Consider the following 18,697-nt stretch of genomic DNA (forward strand, 5'->3'; position numbering starts at 1 on the left):
GACTCATCATAAGTACGGGCTTTAGCGCCTGGATTGCCGGACCAGCCCGCTGGACAAGTTGACGAATAGGCATATGCCCTCGCCGCCGCGCCATCTCCCCTCGAAGGACACCCACAGGACCTATTCCAACCTGTGCTGGGATGCCACGATGATGAGCCAGGACCACTTCCAAGCTAGCGACTGAAATGCGTTGGCGGTCTAGATCCGCAAACTCTCTAGCACGCCCAGCGTGGAGCGTGCCGTCAAAGCGCGCCAATTCTGGGTCGGCGCTTACCATATCGGCCAGCAGCGCCTCAAAATACGCCATTTCAAAGGTTGGGACGATGTCGGCAGGAGCGAGGTGTCCGCCCGCTAGGCGCTCCACCAGCGGCGTAAGGCCAGCCTCATTCGCACGGTTCGCGCGCTCGCGATAAGCAACCCATTTCGAGAGTTGTTCGCCATGATTCAGCCAGTCCGATAATCGGTGCGTCAATTCTGATAGAGAAACGGTATCAATCGTCTCCTTACCGAACACTCGGATTGCATCGGTTTTTAGCGAAGTTTGAATGCCATTTAGCCCCGCCATAAGGTCTTCTCGCACAGCGTCGACCCATTGCACGAGTTTCAGAAGCCATGGGCGGTCCGGAATGCGGGAGGCCAGCTTGCGAATATCCTGATTCGAAGTAATCCATTGTGCCGCTTGATCCAAGCTGTGCCAGTCCGATAGCTCCCCCCTCCATGCGCCTCCGAACGCCTCCGTGCCGATCTGGTTACTTGCCTCGATGATTCGGGTGGCCTCCTGCCGCGCGGCAATACGATGGAGAACATCCAGACGCTCTGAAACCCGAATCATACCAGGTGCGGCGGCGGTGGCAGTGTCATCTGCTAAGGCTAAGGCCCCAAGTGCAGTTGCAAGTTCAGGCAACACTACTCGACCGCTGGGCAGGCTATCGTCAAAAAAGACGGGTACGCCGTTTAACTCTCCCCGTAACGCCTCCAATTTGGAGTGAACGTCTCTATGCAAGACTTCCATCGCAGCGGCCATTTGACCCAGAGCGCTCCGCTGAGGGACTCGGCCGGCGATGAGCCTCGGCTCCGCACCAAGTCCACGGAGGGTCCGCATCCAGTCAACAAGGGCTATGAGCGGAGCCGAGGATGACTTCTCGCCGCGCCAGTCTGGCCCAAAAGCCGCCTTCCCGAACTCATGGCCCTCCTTGATAGACTTTAGCGCGGCTTGGCCTTCAGCCAATATGTCGAGTTGTTCCAGCAATTCAGGCACCGGCACCTCCGGGTCGCGCAAGATGGAACGCATGAGGGCATTCGCCCGGCGCCAGTCAGCACTCAGCCTGCGCAGGAATCCCCTATGACTTGCTAACGCCTGCCGAGCAGCAGTAATGTCAGTTGTCCACGCTGCATCGAGAATGCTTCCGCCCAACGCTGTACGGGCGCTTTCAAACGCAGCGACTGCCTGTGCCAAGTCCCCAGCCTGTTCCACACCATGATCCCAAACCGTCGCCGCAAACGCTTCGGGGCTTGCGTCAGGCGCCGCCGCGACACGCTCCGCGGTTGAGATTAACCGTTCCAAATCAGCCAGTGTACGTTCGCTGGCTGAACGCCCGAGTTCAGCGTTAAGCTTATCAGCATGCCCCAACAGCCGTGGCACGGCACCCGCCATATCTCGAATAAGATCGAACCCTCGGGCGCCAAACGCAGGTGGCAAAGCGGCGAGTGCTGAAATGGTGGCTGAAACTGAGGCACCCAGTACGGCGGGGGCTGCCTGCCCCTTTAAACTGATTGAGAGATCTTCGAACTCTTTACCTCTAGCCAATAAAGTGAAGACCGCCTCGGCATTGTCTGACCAATGAGGCCCACTCAACGCCTCGGCATCAAGGAGAGGAGCGGAAGAGACGCGACGACCCAATGTTATCAGTTGTGTTGTTGTGGCCAAGCTATGAGGTGCTTCCGTCTCAAGGATTGCGGACAGCTTCGCCTGTTCCTCGGCCCACGCTTTTAATTGCGTCAGCAATTCTCTTAGCCGCGCCATTAACCTTTCGACGGTCGTCGGCAGCACTATTTCGAGGCCCACGCCGCGCCAAGGGTGCTGGTCCGGTAGGCCGATGTCGAGCACCCGTTCGGCGAGTTCCGCTAGAAGCGCCTCGCGCTGGGCAACCCCTTCCGGGTTCCAGGAGGGGGCCCTTGGTAGGTCAAACTCGACTGGTCTCCGACCATCGTGTCTAAGCCGTGCAAGTTGCCCAAACACATCGAAGGGAGTGAGCCGCGCCATGGGGTGGGGGCGGTGGAGACGCTCCGCATGCTCGTTTAAGACGTCCCGCGCTTCAGTGAGTCGCCTCATCAGAGCTGACGGGACTTCCCCTTTCGGGCCACCGAGATCCCAGGTGCGCCGTAGTTCCTCCAACATCAATCGTTTGTTGGCCTTGTTACTATGGAGCTCAAGGCACACGTCCCCTATGGCGGCCTTATCGAGGCGGCGCTTGACCACTTCCAACGCTGCCATTTTTTCAGCAACGAATAGCACAGTCTTACCATCCGCCACTGCAGATGCGATGATGTTAGAGATAGTTTGCGACTTCCCGGTACCGGGAGGCCCTTGGATAACCAAATCTCGCCCTTGGCGCACGTCGTGTACAGCGAGGGTCTGCGAGCTATCGCAGTCCACAATATGCAGCATGTCAGCTGGCGCAATGTGCTGGTCGATGTACGTATCTTCGCCGAGCATTCCTTCCTGAGCGTCAAAGCCATCTGCCAACAGGCTCTTTATTAAGGGGCGATCGGCGATGGTCTCGTTGGCAGGCCAGTTGCTGGGATCAAGGTCTCGATACATCAGGAATTTAGCAAAAGAGAAAAACCCCAGAACGATGTCATCGGGTTTTACTTCCCAGCCTTCCTTAGTCTCGATAGCATTGGCAACTGCCTCGAAATAACCCGCCGGCTCAAAATCCTCGTTGGGCTCGAGCGGGGGAAGTGCCAGCGAATGTACCCGGTCCAGATAGGCTTCGAGAGATAGATTGGCGGATAAATCTTCTAACCTTGCCCGCAAGCGGAAGCGCTCGCCAGCGCTGCCTCGCTCGAGAATAACGGGCACCAGTATGAGCGGTGCATTCCGGATGTTCGCAGCATTCTGAGGATCAATCCACTTTAGCATACCCAAGGCCAGATACAGGACATTAACACCCTGTTCCTCCTCAAGGGTGCGGGAATCCCCGTAAAGGTCCAGTAGGCGCTTCTGTAGCCCCTTCGAGGTCATGCGCGTTTGAAGCTTAGTGTCAGCGTGGCGAGCCGCCATCCCATTTTCATCAACCGTTTCGTTGCCAGACGGCTGCGGAAGTTCCGCGAGAATCTCGTCGTCTAATACTGCTCCTGTCTCATCACCAGCGCCCTCTCGGCCAGGAGTGAAAGTTAGGACTCTGCCGTCACGTACTAGGATCTGGAAGATCGCTGACGACCGTTCGTCGACGACTTCCACTGTCCGGGCGATTTTCGAGAAACGTGGAACATTAAGAAGGCGGTTGCGGGCGGACAGATCCAGTAGTTCGGCTCGTGCTTTCTCAAGCTTCGCGGCAATTGGGAGGTCACTCTGCAAAACCGGCACTGGGATTTCCGCCATCTTCATTCCGAACTTTTCCGTTAGGGTATAGTCCATCAACCCCTCTGGCATGCAAGCTGTTCGTTGAGGTTTTGGAGCATGAATAGGTTTCGCTTTGGCAGTGCGACGTCGTATTTGTCGAAATTGGCGTGATGACGCTGCATTTTGGAGGATGAGGGACGCGCGAAAGGCTACTGAGTCAAGCGCGGCGTCGCTTGTCTCGCCTATTATCATTTGGCAACTCGTTCGGTGGAGTGTGGCGGTAGAGTGGTCAGGCCAAAGTCTGACTGGGTGCCACAGCAGCACACCCAACGGGGGTGCCGTGCTCCACCTACGTGGTCCTGGCAAGCTCAGTGTGTCGAAGCAGCCCTGAAGATCGAATGGTACAACTCAATAAGCGAGGCGCGTTGGCGGCACCGGGCGATGGATTGGCGGCGTTTCGCCCAGTAGAGGCCGCGATTTGGACCACCTAGCCTGTTCGGTGACAGAGACAAACTTAGCGTTAGTGCTGGCCCGGGTCACAAGATATTCTTACTAATTCAGTAAGTTACTTGGTGGATGCACAAGGATTCGAATCCTTGGACCCACTGATTAGGCGTCAAGATGCTTCCGCTTCCGCTGGCTCCCGCCACCCTCCGCCGAAGTGGCGGGATTAGCCAGGATTTGGCGGGATGAAATCACGCCCCTCTATCGCTCTCCGGGATAGACCCGATCAGCGAAGCAAGGGTCCGCACCCCTGGCGCCTATAATGAACCAACCGTCCGAGCCCGTTAAAGCGCCAAGACCGCTTCAGACGCCACTGCTTGATTGGATCCCCGCCGAAGGAGGACCACCCAGCATCAGCGCGTGGCGATCATGAACAGGCGTGGAAACGGCAGCAGTACAGTCCCATCGGACAAAGCCGGGTAAGCCTCTGCTATTGCTGCCCTATAACGACCAAGGAAAGTTGCCTGCTGAGCCGTGTCGAGCGGCGCGAGGAAAGGTCTGAGTCCGCTGCCCTTGAACCATTCCACGACAGCATCGGCCCCACCGGCAAGCGCGTGATAATAAGTGGTCCGCCACACATCCACCCGGCTGCTGCATGACTGCAGAAGCTGGTAGTACCAGTTTACGCTCTCCAAAGTCGTTCGCGTTTGTGCAGCGGATGCCAGCTTGTCCCTCCAGGGGCCGTCGGCAGCGATCTCGCGCATCAAGCGGTGCGCCGGCTCGTCGAGGTTATCCGGCATCTGTATGGCCAGGCTGCCACCAGAGGCGAGCTTGTCGGTCAGGCGAGGAAAGAGCGTGGCGTGGTCCGGAACCCATTGAAGAGCGGCATTCGATAAAATCACATCAAATCGCTCCACGGGTGCCCAGGTCTCTATCGCCCCCTGGACGAACTTGAATTGCGGCAAGCGCGACCGGGCGGCCTCGATCATGTCAACGGAGCTGTCCAATCCCACCACAGCAGCGCCGGGGAATCGTGCCGAAAGCACTTCGGTCGAGTTTCCCGGCCCGCAGCCGAGGTCCGCCACTCTGTTTGCCTCCCTGGCGGGGACTGCACTCAGCAGGTCGCGCACAGGCCGCGTGCGCTCATCCTCGAAAGTGGAATACTGCTTCGCGGACCAGCTCATTTTCGGTCTCTCCCGTAACCATACCTCACAGCATCTGCCGCTGAGCCGCAGTTCCATAGGATAACTTCGCTCGAATGAGCAAGCAGCCGGCGTGATAAGCTCCGAAGCATCGCAGTCGGGCACCGCGGAAGATCAGGCCCATGCACACCAATCCAGCCGAAGGGATGCCTCCCTGATCACCGAAACCGGCGGAATTCCGCCAAAGGCTTTTGGGCTTCGCGAAAGAAATTGCCTGTCCAGGCAGATGCACATAGCGTACAGGGTTGGAGATTTAGTCAGGACGCGGCAGTTCGCGATATCTGCCGACGAGGAAGACCATCATGGACGAACCTGAGCAGAACGACATGCAACCGGAGCAGATCGATCAACTGCTCGACATGCCGGACCTGGCCGGGGCGCTTGAAAGCGAACGGTTCAAGCAATTCCTCGACCACCTGCCAGTTGCGATCGCTGTGTCGGAACTTCAGCCCAGCGAACGCATCGTCTATTCGAACGCCGAGTTTGAACGGCTCTCCAATCGGACCAGCCGAGCGATCGTCGGAAGGTCCTGGCAGATATTGCCAGGCAGGCGGCAAGCAAGCGGCAAGGACGAGCTGCTCGGCGACCTCATTGTCGGCGGCAGCGACTTCATCGGCACCTTCGCCATCGATAACGGAGATGACGCGCCTCATGTGATCGACGCCTGGTCGAATATCATCGAAGACGATGAAGGCACTCCGACCTTTCGGCTTGTCGCGTTGATTGGGAGGTTCCCGCAAACCGAACTCCAGCGGGAGGAACTTGAGCAGCGCATCCGCGAAAAGGACACGCTGCTGCGCGAGCTGCAGCATCGCGTGAAGAACAATCTCCAGATGATTACGGCCTTGATCCGCCTTGAAGCCCGCAACGTGTCGGATTCGGCTGACGGCGAGCGCTTCGACCGGCTGGCCGGGCGCGTGGAGTCCCTGGCACTGCTCTATCGTGCGCTTTCTGACGAGGGTCAGTCCGAGGAGGTGGATCTGGGGGTCTATCTCAGCCAGGTCGCTTCAGCGGTGATGAAAGCCCATGCGACCGAGGGCATCCGGCTGGAACTCAAGGTCGATACCTGGCCCGTCTCCGTCAATGTGGCGATGCCGGCGGGGCTGGTGGTCAATGAATTGATGACGAATGCCTTGAAGCACGCGTTTGAAGGCCGGGACGGTGGAACGATCAAGTTGCACAGTCTCGTCGACGATATTGGCTGCAAGGTCATCATCGCAGACGATGGCGTCGGTCTGCCGAGCGGCGTCGAATGGCCTGAGCCAGGCAAACTGAGCGCGCTCATCGTCAAGTCTCTGCGGGAAAACGCAAGGGCGAAGCTCGAGGTCGATTCCAAGCCCGACATAGGCACGACCGTCACGATCCGGTTTACCCGTGCTGCGGCAACTGAAGGCTGATTGCGCTTCTTAGCGCCCGTGTCGGCGGTGAAGATGCGGCAACCCCCGCCGTTGTTGGCGGGGCTTCTTACGGTCCTTGACCGCCGGAATTCCGGTAGTTTCCAACTCGCCTGTGACCTATGTCACTGCGCCGTCGTCCCAAATCGGACAAATTGCTCCCCATGAATACCGAACGTGAAACAGTCCTGCGTATGATCATTTTGGTCGTGACGGCGATTCTGGCGACCACGATCATTGTCGCTGCCGATCAGGCCAATAGTCCGGTATCGTTGCAGAACCCTCTGCATGAAGGAATCAGGCCTCTACAAGGCTGATCGTGCGCTCAGCCTGTCCGAATTGGGTCGTGGGACGGCGCATGGACCGGTTAACCCCGCCTCGATCCCGGAACCGCCCTGAGCCGGAGGGGTGACGCAGGCGGATTGGGGCGAATCCCCCGCAGTCGGCAAATGTGATCGCCCATGACGTGGCCAAGACGCTGCCGAATGCGGTTCAACAGCAGCATTGTGACCCATCGATTCGATGTCCCCGTCCTTGCCACCCTGCTCCAGCACGCCCGCGAAGCCCCGGACGCACCGGCGTTCCTCCTGGATGAGATCCTGATCACCTACGGGGACTTCGCCGGAACCGTTACCCGCCTCGCCAGCTTCGCCGCCGCACAGGGCATCCGGCCGGGCATGCTGATCGGCATCCGGATACATGACCGGCTGCTGCACGTCGCCGTCGTCTTCGCCTGCGAGGCCTGTGGCGCCGGGACGGCGTCACTGACCGACGCAGATGCGCAGACCTGGACGGAAGGCTTCGCGGCCTGCGACATGCTCTTCGCCGATGGCACCACCCCACCCCATCCCCGGCGCATCGATCTGTCACCTGAGACGATCAGGCGGGTGACGGGCGCACGAGGGACGGGCGCACGAGGGACGGGCGCGGACCCGGCGCGGCCGCCGAACCTTGCCTGTCCGCCGCGTGCCGCCGCACGGGTCATCAAATCCTCCGGGACAACCGGGGCCCCGAAGCCCATCGCCCTCGGTCCGGCCGCAATGGCGGCGATCCTGCGTCACCGCTGCGACCTGATCGCCCGTTTCGGGCCAGAGGTCGCGGTGTTCCTATGCTTGTATGAACCGGATTTCGATCGTGCTTTGACCTATGTCCGCGCGATGCTGATGCTGCGGCGGATCGTGGCCTTCAGTGCGGCAAGGCTGAAAGGCTTGACGCTGCCCTGGTTCACGCTGGCAACGCCGGGCTCCATCCGCCCCGTCATCGTCGCCGCCGAGAGCCTGCCTAAGGCTCGCTTCGTCGACATCAACGGCGCCGCGGTGGATCCGCGCACCTGGGATCTTGTGGCGACGCTGGCGGAAGCCGTGGTGGTGAACTACGGGATGAACGAGGCGACCGGCATATCCTGGGTCGGCCGCGACGGGGTCGGCACGTTATGCGACGGGGTCGGCACGTTATGCGACGGTGTCGAGGCGCGGATCGATCGGGATCCCTCGCTCTCCACGCGGCAGCGCAAAGCCGGTTTGATTTCCGTGCGCGCGCCCACCCTGGCGCAGGGCTACCTGGGTCATCGCGACCTGACCTCCCGCCATTTCACGAAAGGCTGGTTCCGCACCGGTGATCTTGGCTTCCAGCCCGGGCCCGGCCAGCTCGTTGTGCTGGGGCGTGCGGATGACCTGCTCAACCTGGGCGGGGTGAAGCTGGCGCCGAACCCGCTGGAAGCCGAAATTTGCGCCGCCTGCGATGTCAGTGCAGCCGTGCTGCTGACTGTGCCGGATAGCGACGGGGTGGAGCGCCTCTGCGTGATATTGGAAACGCCCGATCCGGAGGACAGTGCCGGCCTTGGAAACCGAGTGGCCGAGGTGGTCGGCCGCTACGCCGACCAGTTTCAGGTGATGGTCCGGACTGTGTTGCCGCGCAACGATGGCGGTAAGATCCGCCGTGACGTGCTGCGCACCGAGCTGACGCGGCAGCGTGGCTCGGCCGGCCGGCGAAGCATGTCCTGCTTGGTCGGAACAGGCTTGATCGTCGGCGCCGAATCGGCAAAATAATATAACAAATTCAGGAAGTTACTTGGTGGGTGCACAAGGATTCGAACCTTGGACCCGCTGATTAAGAGTCAGCTGCTCTACCAACTGAGCTATGCACCCGCACCAAGAGGATGCGCCTTCTACCAGCCTCCCCGCATCGTGCAACCCCTAATTTCCGTGCAGAATGGCGTCCGCCATCTTCTCCGCCGTCATCAGCACCGGGAAATTCGTGTTCGCGCACGGCACCGCCGGAAAAACCGAGGCATCCACCACCCGCAGCCCCTCCACCCCGCGCACCCGCCCGGCCGGGTCGACCACGGCCATCGGGTCGTCCTCGCTGCCCATCCGGCAGGTGCAGGACGCATGCCACACCCCCACGGCGGCGCGGCGCACGAATGCCTCGCACGCATCGTCGTCCCGCAGGACGTCCTGCAGCGAGATGCCCTCCATCACCAGGTTCTCGATGATGTATTTCCGCAGCGGCGCCGGCCCGTCCAGCGCCAGGGCCAGCGCGTCGGTGATCAGCTTGTTCTTCCGCGACAGCAGCCCGACCTGCCGCACCTTGTCGCTGTAGCTGGCGGGGAACGGGAACTCCGTCACCGCCTGCATGATCGGCGTCAGGTGCATCGCGCCGAACCGGCGCACGCCGTCCATCATCCGCTCCAGGTCGCGCTGGTCCGACAGCAGGTTGAAATCCACCTGCGGCTCGTCTTCCCAGTCCTTCGACCGCAGCTTCACCGTCCCGGTCTCGGAGTAGGTCTTATAGACCGTGACGATGAACGACCCGATCTGCTCGCCGACCTTGTGCCAGGACGTCTTGTTGGTCACCACGGTGAACATGTCGCCCGCCGGGATGTCCGGCAGCCCCGAGGAATACCGCAGCGCCGTGTAGATGTGACGGCGCGAGTAGTCGTGGATGATCCGGGCATGCGGCTTCAGGAAGGCCGCGACGGCGACGGCGGGGTGGTCCTGCAGCCGCTGGCCCACGCCGGGCAGGGCCGACCGCACCTCGATCCCCAGGTCGCGCAGATGCGCCGCGGGCCCGATCCCGGCCCGCATCAGGTGCGCCGGCGAGTGGATCGCGCCGCAGGACAGGATGATCTCCCGCCCCTCGAACACGTTGGGCCGCCCGCCTGCCAGCGCCTTGACGCCGGTGCAGCGCGGCCCGTCGAACACCAGTTCCATCGCCTGGGTGTTGGCGGAGATCGTCAGGTTCGGCCGCATCCGCGTGCCGGGGTCCAGGTAGCCGATCGCCGCCGATACCCGCCGTTCATAGGCGTTGGAGATGGTGATCGGGAAATATCCGTCCTCCCACCCCGCGTTCTGGTCCCGCAGGTATTTCCAACCGGCCTGCTCGAACGCCTTGCCGACCGCCTTGGCGTGCTCCGGCCACAGGTCGGGGAAGATGCGGCGCACCGGGATGCGGCCGTCCCGTCCGTGCCAGTCGTCGTCGAAATCCATGTCCCGCTCGACCTTCTTGAAGAAGGGCAGGACGCTGTTCCAATCCCAGCCGGTGGCGCCCTTCGACGCCCATTCGTCGTAGTCCGTCGGTGCGCCCCGGTTCGCCAGTTGCCCGTTGATCGACGACCCGCCGCCCAGGATGCGCGCCTGCTCGTACGTGCGCAGCGGCGGCGGCCGTTCGCCCGGATTGTTGTGGGAAATGACCTCGGTCGTCACCTTCAGCCGGTTCCAGGTATAGGCCGGGTTCAGGTACGCGGTGCCGGGATAGGAATCCAGCACCGCCGCCGGCACCTTGCCGTGCGGCGTGTCGATGCCCGCCTCGATCAGCAGGACGGTGTTGGCGCTGCGGGCCGACAGCCGATGCGCCAGCACAGACCCCGCCGATCCGCCGCCAACGATGATGTAGTCGTAGATCACCTCGGTCCGTTCCCTGCTTGCCTTGTTGCGGCGACCTTGACCCCGATCCGCGACCAGGGCAACCCGGTCGTTACGACATCAGCCCCGATACCGCATCGCTGCAAACGGCCGGCCGTTTCAACCGTGCCGAAACCCCCGTGGCAAACCCCAAGCGGCAAACCGCAAGCGGCAAACCCCAAGCGGCAAACCCCAATGGCAAACCCCGTTGGCAAACCCCAGTGGCGGCAGGCTTGCCCGCTACAGCATATGATCGCACATTTCCCCGACGCCGTTCGGGGGACACGGGATGGACCGCGTGGTCAAGAGCACCTGCTGGGAGTGTTCCGCCTATTGCGGCTCCCTGATCACGGTCAACGACGCAGGCCGGGTGACGAAGATCCTCCCCAACCCCGATCATCCGCTGTCGCAGGGCGCGTTCTGCGTCAAAGGCATGCGCGGCCTGCCGGAATGGACCTATCACCCGGACCGCCTGCTGCATCCGCTGCGCCGCACCGGTCCGCGCGGCTCCGGTCAATGGGCCCGCATCTCCTGGGACGAAGCGCTGGACGAGGTCGCCGACCGCTTGGCGTCGATCCGCGCGGCATACGGCCCGCCGGCCCTGGTCGGCGCGGTCAGCGGGGCGGCGTTCAGCCGGGGTGCCATCGTCGCGCTGCTGATGCGGTCCCTGGGTTCGCCCAACTGGATGATCAACCAGGACCTCTGCGGCGGATGCCGAGCGGTGAGCGACAAGCTGACGGGGTTGGGCATCACCAACGGGGACGACATCGACAACGCCGCCGCGGTGCTGATCGTCGGCCGCAACCCGGTCGCCGCCGATCCGGTGCAGTGGCAGGAGATCAAGCGTGCCAAGCAGCGCGGCGCGGCGATCATCGTCATCGACCCGTTCCGCACGCCCGCGGCCGAGATCGCCGACCTCTGGCTGATGCCGAAACCCGGCACGGACGCCGCCATCGCCCTGGCGATGATGCAGGTCATGGTGACGGAGGGGCTGTACGACAAGGATTTCGTTGCCCGCTGGTGCCATGGGTTCGAGGCGCTGGCGGAACGCATCGCCGACTGGACTCCGGCGCGCGCCGCCGCCCTCTCCGGCGTCCCCGCCATCCTCATCACCCAAGCCGCTCGGCTTTACGCCGCCGGCCCGGCCTGCTTCGTCAGCGGGCACGGGATCGATGCAGCGTCGAACGGCGTGCAGACGTTTCGCGCCTTCCATGCGCTGGTGGCGATCGCAGGCAACGTGGATCGTATCGGCGGCAACCGTCGTGCGAAGAAGCCGGCCGGGTTCAGCACCTATCTGGACCTGCTGCACGACCCGCGCTTCCGCCTGCCGCTTGAGATCGAGCGCCGGGCCATCGGCGCGGCCGCGTACCCGCTGTGGGCGGGCCCGCGCGGCTGGCAGACGGCGTGCCATAACCCCTCGGTGCTGGACGCGATGCTGACCGGCGAGCCGTATCCGGTGCGCGCCGCCTATGTCTCCGGCGTCAACATCGCCGTCATGTATCCCGATGCACGGCGGACGCTGGCGGCACTGGACGCGCTCGATTTCCTCTGCGTCGCCGCGCACCAGATGAACCCGACCGCCGCCGTCGCCGACATCGTGCTGCCGAAGACGACGACGCTGGAGGAGGAAGAGGTCAGCTTCAATCCCGGCGGCCCGGCCGTCACCTACACCGCCGCCGCCATCGCGCCGTGCGGGGAGGCGCGGGACGACCTGGCCATCGCCGTCGGCATCCTGGACCGCATGCGGGCGAAGGGCGCGGTGACGGCGGAACTGCTGCCCTGGCGGTCGAAGCGGGACTTCAACGAATTCCTGATCGGCGGGTCCGGGATTTCCTTCGAGGACCTGCAGCGCGACAGCTACGTCATGGTCCCCCACACGCTGGGGGATTTCGCCAGCGAACCGTTCCGCACGCCCAGCGGCAAGATCGAGCTCTATTCCGAGACTCTGGCCGGGTTGGGCCTGGACCCGCTGCCGGCCTATATCCCGCCGCCCGCCGCCGAGGACGCGGCCTTCCCGCTGACCCTGCAGACCGGCCAGCGGGAGAAGACCTATCACCACTCCCGCTTCCGCGACCAGGGCTGGGCAAGGAAGGTTTCGCCCGACCCCCTGGTGCATATCCACCCCGAAACCGCTTCGGCGCACGGGTTGCGCGATGGCGACTGGGTGAGGGTGGAGCCTGCCGGCGGCCGAGGCGCCTGCCGGCTGAAAGTGCATGTCAGCGACCGCACGCAGCCGGGCGTGCTGACCACCGGCGTCGGCTGGTGGCGCCCCGAGGCGCCGGGCCCCGAATTCGGCGTGCTGGACGTCAACATCAACGCCGCCCTGCCCTACCAGGGCGTGAAGGACGCGATGACGGGATCGGTCGACACCGGCTCGATCCCCTGCCGCCTGCGCGCGGCCTGACAAGAACCAACAGGAGGACGCCATGACGACGCTGAAGGACATCCTGGAAACCACGACGCTTGAGAAGATCGCCGGGGGCTTCCTGTTCACCGAGGGACCGCTCTGGCATCCGGACGGCTTCGTGTATTTCGTCGACCTGCGGTCGAACCTGCTGTACCGGATGGTGATCGGCGAGAAGCCCGTGAAGGTCCGCGACACCGATGAAGGCAACGGCACGACCTTCGACCTGCAAGGCCGGCTGCTGAATTGCGAGGGTGGCGCCCGGCGCGTCTACCGCATCGAGCATGACGGCAGCGTCACCACGGTTGCCGATCGTTTCGAAGGAAAGCGCCTGAGCCGTCCGAACGACGTGATCTGCGCCTCGGACGGGTCGCTCTATTTCACCGACCCCAACTATCGCGTCCCGCTGGAGCAGCGGGAGATCGGGCACGGCGCGATCTACCGCATCGCCACCGACGGAACGATCAGCGAGGCGGCGAAGATCGAGTATCCGAACGGCCTGGCGCTGTCGAAGGACGAGCGTACCCTGTTCGCCGCGAACACCCGTTGGAACCAGTACATCACGGCGATGGAGCTTGACTCGCGCGGTCACGTCGTCCGCCGCCGGATCTTCGCCGACATGTCGGCCGACGGGAGCGAAACGAACGGCGTGCCCGACGGGATGAAGATCGACCAGGATGGCCGGGTCTTCTGCACGGGCGCGCGCGGGGTCTGGGTGTTCGAACCGGACGGGCACCTGGCCGGCATCATCGAAACGCCCGAGGTCTGCGCCAATATCGCTTTCATCGGCGACGACCTGCGCACGCTGATGCTGACGGCCTCCACATCGGTCTATACGATCCGCGTGAAGACTCCGGGCCTGCCCCACCCGTGGTACGCAGCGCGGCGGAAGTAGCCTTCGCGTCACGGCCGGGCCTGGCCCGGCCGCTCACGACTTCAATCCGGGAAGGCCCCCCTTACGGCGGCCCGCCCAACGGCATCGACGCCTCGTTCAGCGCCTGCGCCGCGCGGCGCTGCTGCCAATCGTCGCTGCCGTACCGGTCGAACACCGCCTCCACGCGCGGCACCTCCGCCTCCTCCACCCGCGCCGAGACCAGCGTGCCGCCGCGACGGACGCCCTCGGCATAGACCGTCGCCTGGTCGCTGCTGACGCCTGCCCCGGCCAGCGCGCCGATCAAGCCTCCGCCCGCCGCGCCGACCCCGGCGCCGGCCAGCGTGGCCACCAGCCATCCGGCCGCTACGACCGGCCCGAAGCCGGGGATCGCCAGCGACCCGATACCGGCCAGCAGTCCGGCGCCGCCACCCAGCAGCGTGCCGACCGCCGCCCCTGCCCCGCCGGCAGACCCGGTCGGACCGGCGCCGGCCGGGGTCACGGCGCGATTCCCTAGTTCCGCGTTCGCAACGAGCGTGATGGCGCCGCTTGGCACGCCGGCGGCTTCCAGGTCGCGAACCACCGATGTTGCCATGTCGTAATCGTCATACAGCCTCGCGATCGTATGATGGGCCATGCGCCTTCTCCTTATTTGCCGGTCCCGACATCGCCCTTGTAGTCAAGCCACACGTCTTGCTGGCTGCCGTCCTTCGTGGCCTGGCCTCGCCAGACGCCTTCGGGATCCTTCTTCAGGTTCGACACCTGCGTATAGCCGTGCCGCTCCAGCCGGACCCGAGCTTCGGCAAGGGTGAAACTGTTTTTGCCCTTCGCCGGTTCCATGCTGCTGGCGCTCGAGGTAGCGACCGCCGGGTTGCCGTTGATGGACGCCGCGTTGCTGGCATGGGTGATCGCCTCGCCCGCCTTCGATTGTCCCTGATCCGCCGTCGGCGGCGGTGGCGCATCGTTGGTCCGATTGGTCGAAACTTGCGCCATCGCCACGCTGACGATCATCATCCCGACCACGGTGGCCGCGATCAGATACGGTTTCATTCTTGTCTCCCGAATTGAGCCGGTTTCGACCCGCCAAGGCCCGTTCCTCGGGCCGCGATCGGTTCGCGCAGGTCACCGCGCCAACAATGCGCGGGGCACCGGATCGTTCCGTGATAAACAAAAAAACATCCGCTCGCCGCATGACTTCGACGCGGCCGATGCGGCAGGCGCACACCGGGCTGAACGAGACGCCACGGACCCCGGTCGCGCCCATGTTCCGTCCACGATCGCCGCTGAACGGACGGCCGACCAATCGCCGCCGAACGGCGTCGGAGGCACGGCGCGAACGCGGCCACGCTGACGCCTGCGGCGAGATCGCAGGGGCGGTTAAGGACGCGCAAAGCGCCCATACCGCCGTATCCCACCCCTTCGGTCCGCCCCTTGCCGCGGCGCCGAAGCGATGCGACCGTAACGGCCGCCGGATTGCCGCCGCAGGAGGATGAATGAAACGCCGGACCGTGATGGCTCGCCCGCCCCTCTTGACCGCGACAAGCCTTCCCGTCCGGTTGGCGCCGACCCGCCTGAAGGCGCAATAGACCGATGTTGTGGATCGGCATCGATGTCGGCGGCACCTTCACCGATGGTGTGGCTTACGACGACAGGACCCGGACCTTCGCGTATGCCAAGGCCCCGTCCACGCCCGGCGCGCCAACCCAGGGCGTGCTGGCCGCGCTCGACCTGCTGGGCGGCGACATGGCGCAGGTCGCCCGCTTCTGCCACGGCGTGACCATCGGCACCAACGCGATCCTGGAAAAGAAAGGTGCCGAGGTCTGGATGCTCGTCACCCAAGGCTTCCGCGACGTGCTGGAGATCGGACGCACCAACCGGCCCGTCCTCTATGACCTGCGCACGCTGAAGACCCCGCCGCTGGTGCCGCGCCTGCGCACGCTGGAGGTGGCGGAACGGCTTATGTTCGACGGCAGCGTCCGCACGCCCCTGGACCCGGACCAGGTCCGCGCCGTCCTGACCCGGGTGCCGACCGGCCCGGATGTCGCGCTCGCGGTCTGCTTCCTGCACGCCTATGCCAACCCGGCGCATGAACAGGCGGTGAAGCACCTGGCGCAGGCCACTCATCCGGGATGGTTCGTCTGCGCCTCGGAAGAGGTATCGCCGCAGTTCCGCGAAGTGGAACGATTCAACACCACCGTCCTGAACGCCTATATCGGCCCGCTCATGGCGCGCTACCTGGACGCGCTGCGGGAAGGCCTGGCCGGCAAGGGCTATCGGCGCGACGTGTTCATCATGACCTCCAACGGCGGCGTCGCCACCGCGGAGCAGGCGAAGCGGCTTCCGGTCGGCACGGTGCTGTCCGGACCGGCGGGCGGCGTCGCAGCCTCGGTGCATCTGGGAAAGCTGCGCGGCATCCCGAACCTGATCACCTGCGACATGGGCGGCACCAGCACCGATGTCTGCCTGATCGAAGGCCTGCGCATCCCGGTCACGAACGAACAGCGCATCGGCGCGTATGCCAACCGCACGCCGCAGATCGAGATCAACGCGGTCGGCGCCGGCGGCGGCTCCATCGCCTGGCTGGACGACGGCGACATCCTCAAGGTGGGGCCGCAGAGCGCCGGCGCCGATCCCGGCCCGGCCTGCTATGGCCGAGGCGGGACCGAACCGACGGTGACGGACGCCAACCTGGTGCTGAAGCGGCTGGCCGGCGGCGGCAAGCTGGCCGGCAAGATCGACATGGACCCGGCGCTCGCCGAACAAGCCGTCGCTCGGCTGGGCGCCAGGGTCGGCCTCGATGCGCGCGCGATGGCCGACGGCATCATCCGCATCGCCGTCGCCAACATGGTGTCGGCGATCAAGCAGATCTCGATCTCCAACGGCTACGACCCGCGCGACTTCGTGCTGCTGCCCTATGGCGGCGCAGGGCCGATGCACGCCGCGGCGATCGCGGACGAGCTGGAGATGGCGCGCATCCTGGTCCCGGTCGGTCCGGGCAATTTCGCCGCGTTCGGCTCCCTGATCTCCGACCTGCGGCGCGACCATGCGCGCACCCGTACGGGCATCCTGACGGATGGCGGCTACCCGGCCGTCGACGCGCTGTTCCAGGAAATCGAGGCGAAAGCCGGCCAGGACCTGCTGGACGAAGGCGTCGCCCCCGATCGTATCGTGCTGAAACGATCCGCCGGCATGCGCTACCTGGGCCAGTCATGGGAACTGCTGGTCGAGCTGCCCGAGACGATCGCCTCCATCCCCGACATGGAGGCCGCCTTCGCCGAGGTGCATGACCGCCGTTTCGGCCATCGCAGCGGCGGCGCGGTGGAGATCGTCAACTACCGCGTCACGGCGCTGGGCGTCGTCGACAAGCCGGAACTGCCGCCATGGACGGGCGGCGGCGACGCGGCACAGGCGTTGGCCGGCGCGCGCGGCGTGTGGTTCGACGGGCGGTCGCACGACACGCCGATCTACCGGCGGGAGCGGCTGGCCGCCGGCGTCACGCTGGAAGGGCCTGCGATCATCGACGAAAGCGGCTCCACCACCCTGCTGCCGCCGAAATGGTCGTTGGCCGTGCTGGACCACGGGGACCTGCTGCTGGAGAAGTCGCTATGATCGTCAACCCGATCACGCTGGAGGTCGTGTGCGAAAGCCTGATCGCGATCGTGCGGGAGATGCGGGCGACGATCATCCGCGCGTCCTATTCCTCGGTCATCTATGAGTTCGATGATTTCTCCTGCGCCCTGTTCGGTCCGGGCGGTGAAATGGTCGCGCAGTCCTGGGACCATCCCGGCCACGTGCTGCCGCTGCCCTGGGGGGTGCGCTGCGCGCTGGAGGATTTCGCCGGCGACCTGCATCCGGGCGACGCGATCCTGCTGAACGATCCGTATCGCGGCGGCACGCATATGAACGACGTGACGCTGCTATGCCCGGTCTTCGGCACGGATGGGGAGATGCTGATCTTCCCCGCCGTGCGCGCCCATTGGGTCGATGTCGGCGGGATGGTGCCCGGCAGCTACTCCGGCCTGTCGACCAACATCTTCCAGGAAGGCGTGCGCATCCCGCCGATCAAGATCCACGAGCGCGGAGCAGTCAATCGCGCGGCGATGACGCTGCTGATGGCCAATATGCGCGTGCCGGAGGAGCGGGAGGGCGACCTGAACGCCTCCTTGGGCGCCTGCCGCGTGGCGGAGCGGCGCATCCGCGCGCTGATCGCGAAATACGGCTGGGACGTCGTGAAGGAATGCGTCCGCCTGAACCTCGATCGCACCGAACGCCGGCTGCGCGGTCGGATCGCGTCCCTGCCCGACGGGGATTATTTCGCCGAGGACTATCTGGAGTTCTACAACCAGGGTCGCCTGGACCCGGTCCTGGCACGATTGAAACTAACCGTCGCCGGGGATCAGCTCATCGCCGATTTCGACGGCACGAACCCGCAGGTGCCGGGCGTGGTGAACTGCTCCCTGGCCGTCGCCGGCGCCGGCGTGTTCGTGGCGGTGAAAGCAACGCTCGATCCCGGCGGCGCCGTGAATGACGGGGCGTTCCGGCCGTTGACGCTGATGGCGCCCGAGGCGTCGATCTTCAACTGTAGGTCCGACGCGCCGGCCGGCGCGCACGGCGAGGTGCGCAAGCGCGGCGTGTCCCTGGCGATGGCGGCACTGTCGCAGATCATCCCCGACAGGGTTTCAGGCGACCTGTCCGGCAGTTCCTTCCCGAATTCGATTGGCGGATGGAACGAACGACGCAACCGGCAATACGTCTATTACGAAAGCCCCGCCGGCGGGAATGGCGGCTTCGCCGGAGCGGACGGACCCAGCGCGTTCGTGAACATCGATTTCGGGAACCTGCCGTCGGTGCATAATGTCGAATCGATTGAAACGGAAATGCCGCTGCTGGTGGAATCCTGCACGCTGCGCCCCGA

Annotated in this window: 12 protein-coding genes and 1 tRNA gene; 7 read left to right on the forward strand and 6 right to left on the reverse strand. The window is 64.3% G+C overall.

The genetic code is table 11. The features are described 5' to 3' along the window. Together VHB27_RS03315 and tam are read right to left on the reverse strand one after the other, a co-directional pair. A partial coding sequence (locus VHB27_RS03315; protein ID WP_325597503.1) for a DUF4011 domain-containing protein occupies positions 1-3,640 on the reverse strand: 3,640 nt, incomplete at its 3' end. 782 nt (positions 3,641-4,422) lie between these two features. Then, positions 4,423-5,193, reverse strand: coding sequence for a trans-aconitate 2-methyltransferase (tam, locus tag VHB27_RS03320; RefSeq protein WP_325597504.1), 771 nt, complete (start codon positions 5,191-5,193; stop codon positions 4,423-4,425). 320 nt (positions 5,194-5,513) lie between these two features. Between tam and VHB27_RS03325 the strand changes: the two genes are divergently transcribed. The 3 genes from VHB27_RS03325 (at position 5,514) to VHB27_RS03335 (ending at position 8,653) form a co-directional block, all read left to right on the forward strand. Next, positions 5,514-6,608 carry a sensor histidine kinase gene (locus VHB27_RS03325; RefSeq protein WP_325597505.1) on the forward strand — a complete coding sequence of 365 codons (1,095 nt, stop codon included), beginning with the start codon at positions 5,514-5,516 and terminating at the stop codon, positions 6,606-6,608. Between the two features lie 161 nt (positions 6,609-6,769). Next, positions 6,770-6,922 (forward strand): hypothetical protein, encoded by a 153-nt coding sequence (locus VHB27_RS03330; RefSeq protein WP_325597506.1) that lies wholly within the window; start codon positions 6,770-6,772, stop codon positions 6,920-6,922. Positions 6,923-7,090: 168 nt separating this feature from the next. Beyond that, a complete protein-coding gene (locus VHB27_RS03335; RefSeq protein ID WP_325597507.1) occupies positions 7,091-8,653 on the forward strand; it encodes a class I adenylate-forming enzyme family protein in 1,563 nt (520 codons plus the stop codon). 23 nt (positions 8,654-8,676) lie between these two features. Here the strand turns inward: VHB27_RS03335 and VHB27_RS03340 are convergent. Both VHB27_RS03340 and VHB27_RS03345 read right to left on the reverse strand, forming a co-directional pair. Further along, positions 8,677-8,752: transfer RNA gene (locus VHB27_RS03340), tRNA-Lys, on the reverse strand. A gap of 48 nt (positions 8,753-8,800) precedes the next feature. Beyond that, positions 8,801-10,510, reverse strand: coding sequence for a GMC family oxidoreductase (locus VHB27_RS03345; protein WP_325597508.1), 1,710 nt, complete (start codon positions 10,508-10,510; stop codon positions 8,801-8,803). Positions 10,511-10,796: 286 nt separating this feature from the next. Here VHB27_RS03345 and VHB27_RS03350 point away from each other — a divergent pair, with 286 nt between their 5' ends. Both VHB27_RS03350 and VHB27_RS03355 read left to right on the forward strand, forming a co-directional pair. After that, a complete protein-coding gene (locus VHB27_RS03350; protein WP_325597509.1) occupies positions 10,797-12,911 on the forward strand; it encodes a molybdopterin-containing oxidoreductase family protein in 2,115 nt (704 codons plus the stop codon). A 22-nt stretch (positions 12,912-12,933) separates the two neighbouring features. Then, complete coding sequence (locus VHB27_RS03355) at positions 12,934-13,806, forward strand: SMP-30/gluconolactonase/LRE family protein (RefSeq protein ID WP_325597510.1); 873 nt, start codon at positions 12,934-12,936, stop codon at positions 13,804-13,806. A gap of 61 nt (positions 13,807-13,867) precedes the next feature. Here the strand turns inward: VHB27_RS03355 and VHB27_RS03360 are convergent, their stop codons facing one another. Further along, positions 13,868-14,419, reverse strand: coding sequence for a hypothetical protein (locus VHB27_RS03360; RefSeq protein ID WP_325597511.1), 552 nt, complete (start codon positions 14,417-14,419; stop codon positions 13,868-13,870). 11 nt (positions 14,420-14,430) lie between these two features. Continuing rightward, positions 14,431-14,832, reverse strand: a complete 402-nt coding sequence (locus VHB27_RS03365; RefSeq protein WP_325597512.1) for a hypothetical protein — start codon at positions 14,830-14,832, stop codon at positions 14,431-14,433. 540 nt (positions 14,833-15,372) lie between these two features. On the opposite strand from VHB27_RS03365, the gene VHB27_RS03370 reads away from it, so the two are divergent. Both VHB27_RS03370 and VHB27_RS03375 read left to right on the forward strand, forming a co-directional pair. After that, on the forward strand, positions 15,373-17,391 hold the full coding sequence (locus VHB27_RS03370; protein WP_325597513.1) for a hydantoinase/oxoprolinase family protein: 2,019 nt from the start codon (positions 15,373-15,375) through the stop codon (positions 17,389-17,391). Next, positions 17,388-18,697, forward strand: a 1,310-nt coding sequence (locus VHB27_RS03375; protein WP_325597514.1) for a hydantoinase B/oxoprolinase family protein, incomplete at its 3' end; no start/stop codon positions are given. The genes VHB27_RS03370 and VHB27_RS03375, both read left to right, overlap by 4 nt.

The organism is Rhodopila sp. (assembly GCF_035548235.1).
Classification (GTDB): domain Bacteria; phylum Pseudomonadota; class Alphaproteobacteria; order Acetobacterales; family Acetobacteraceae; genus Rhodopila.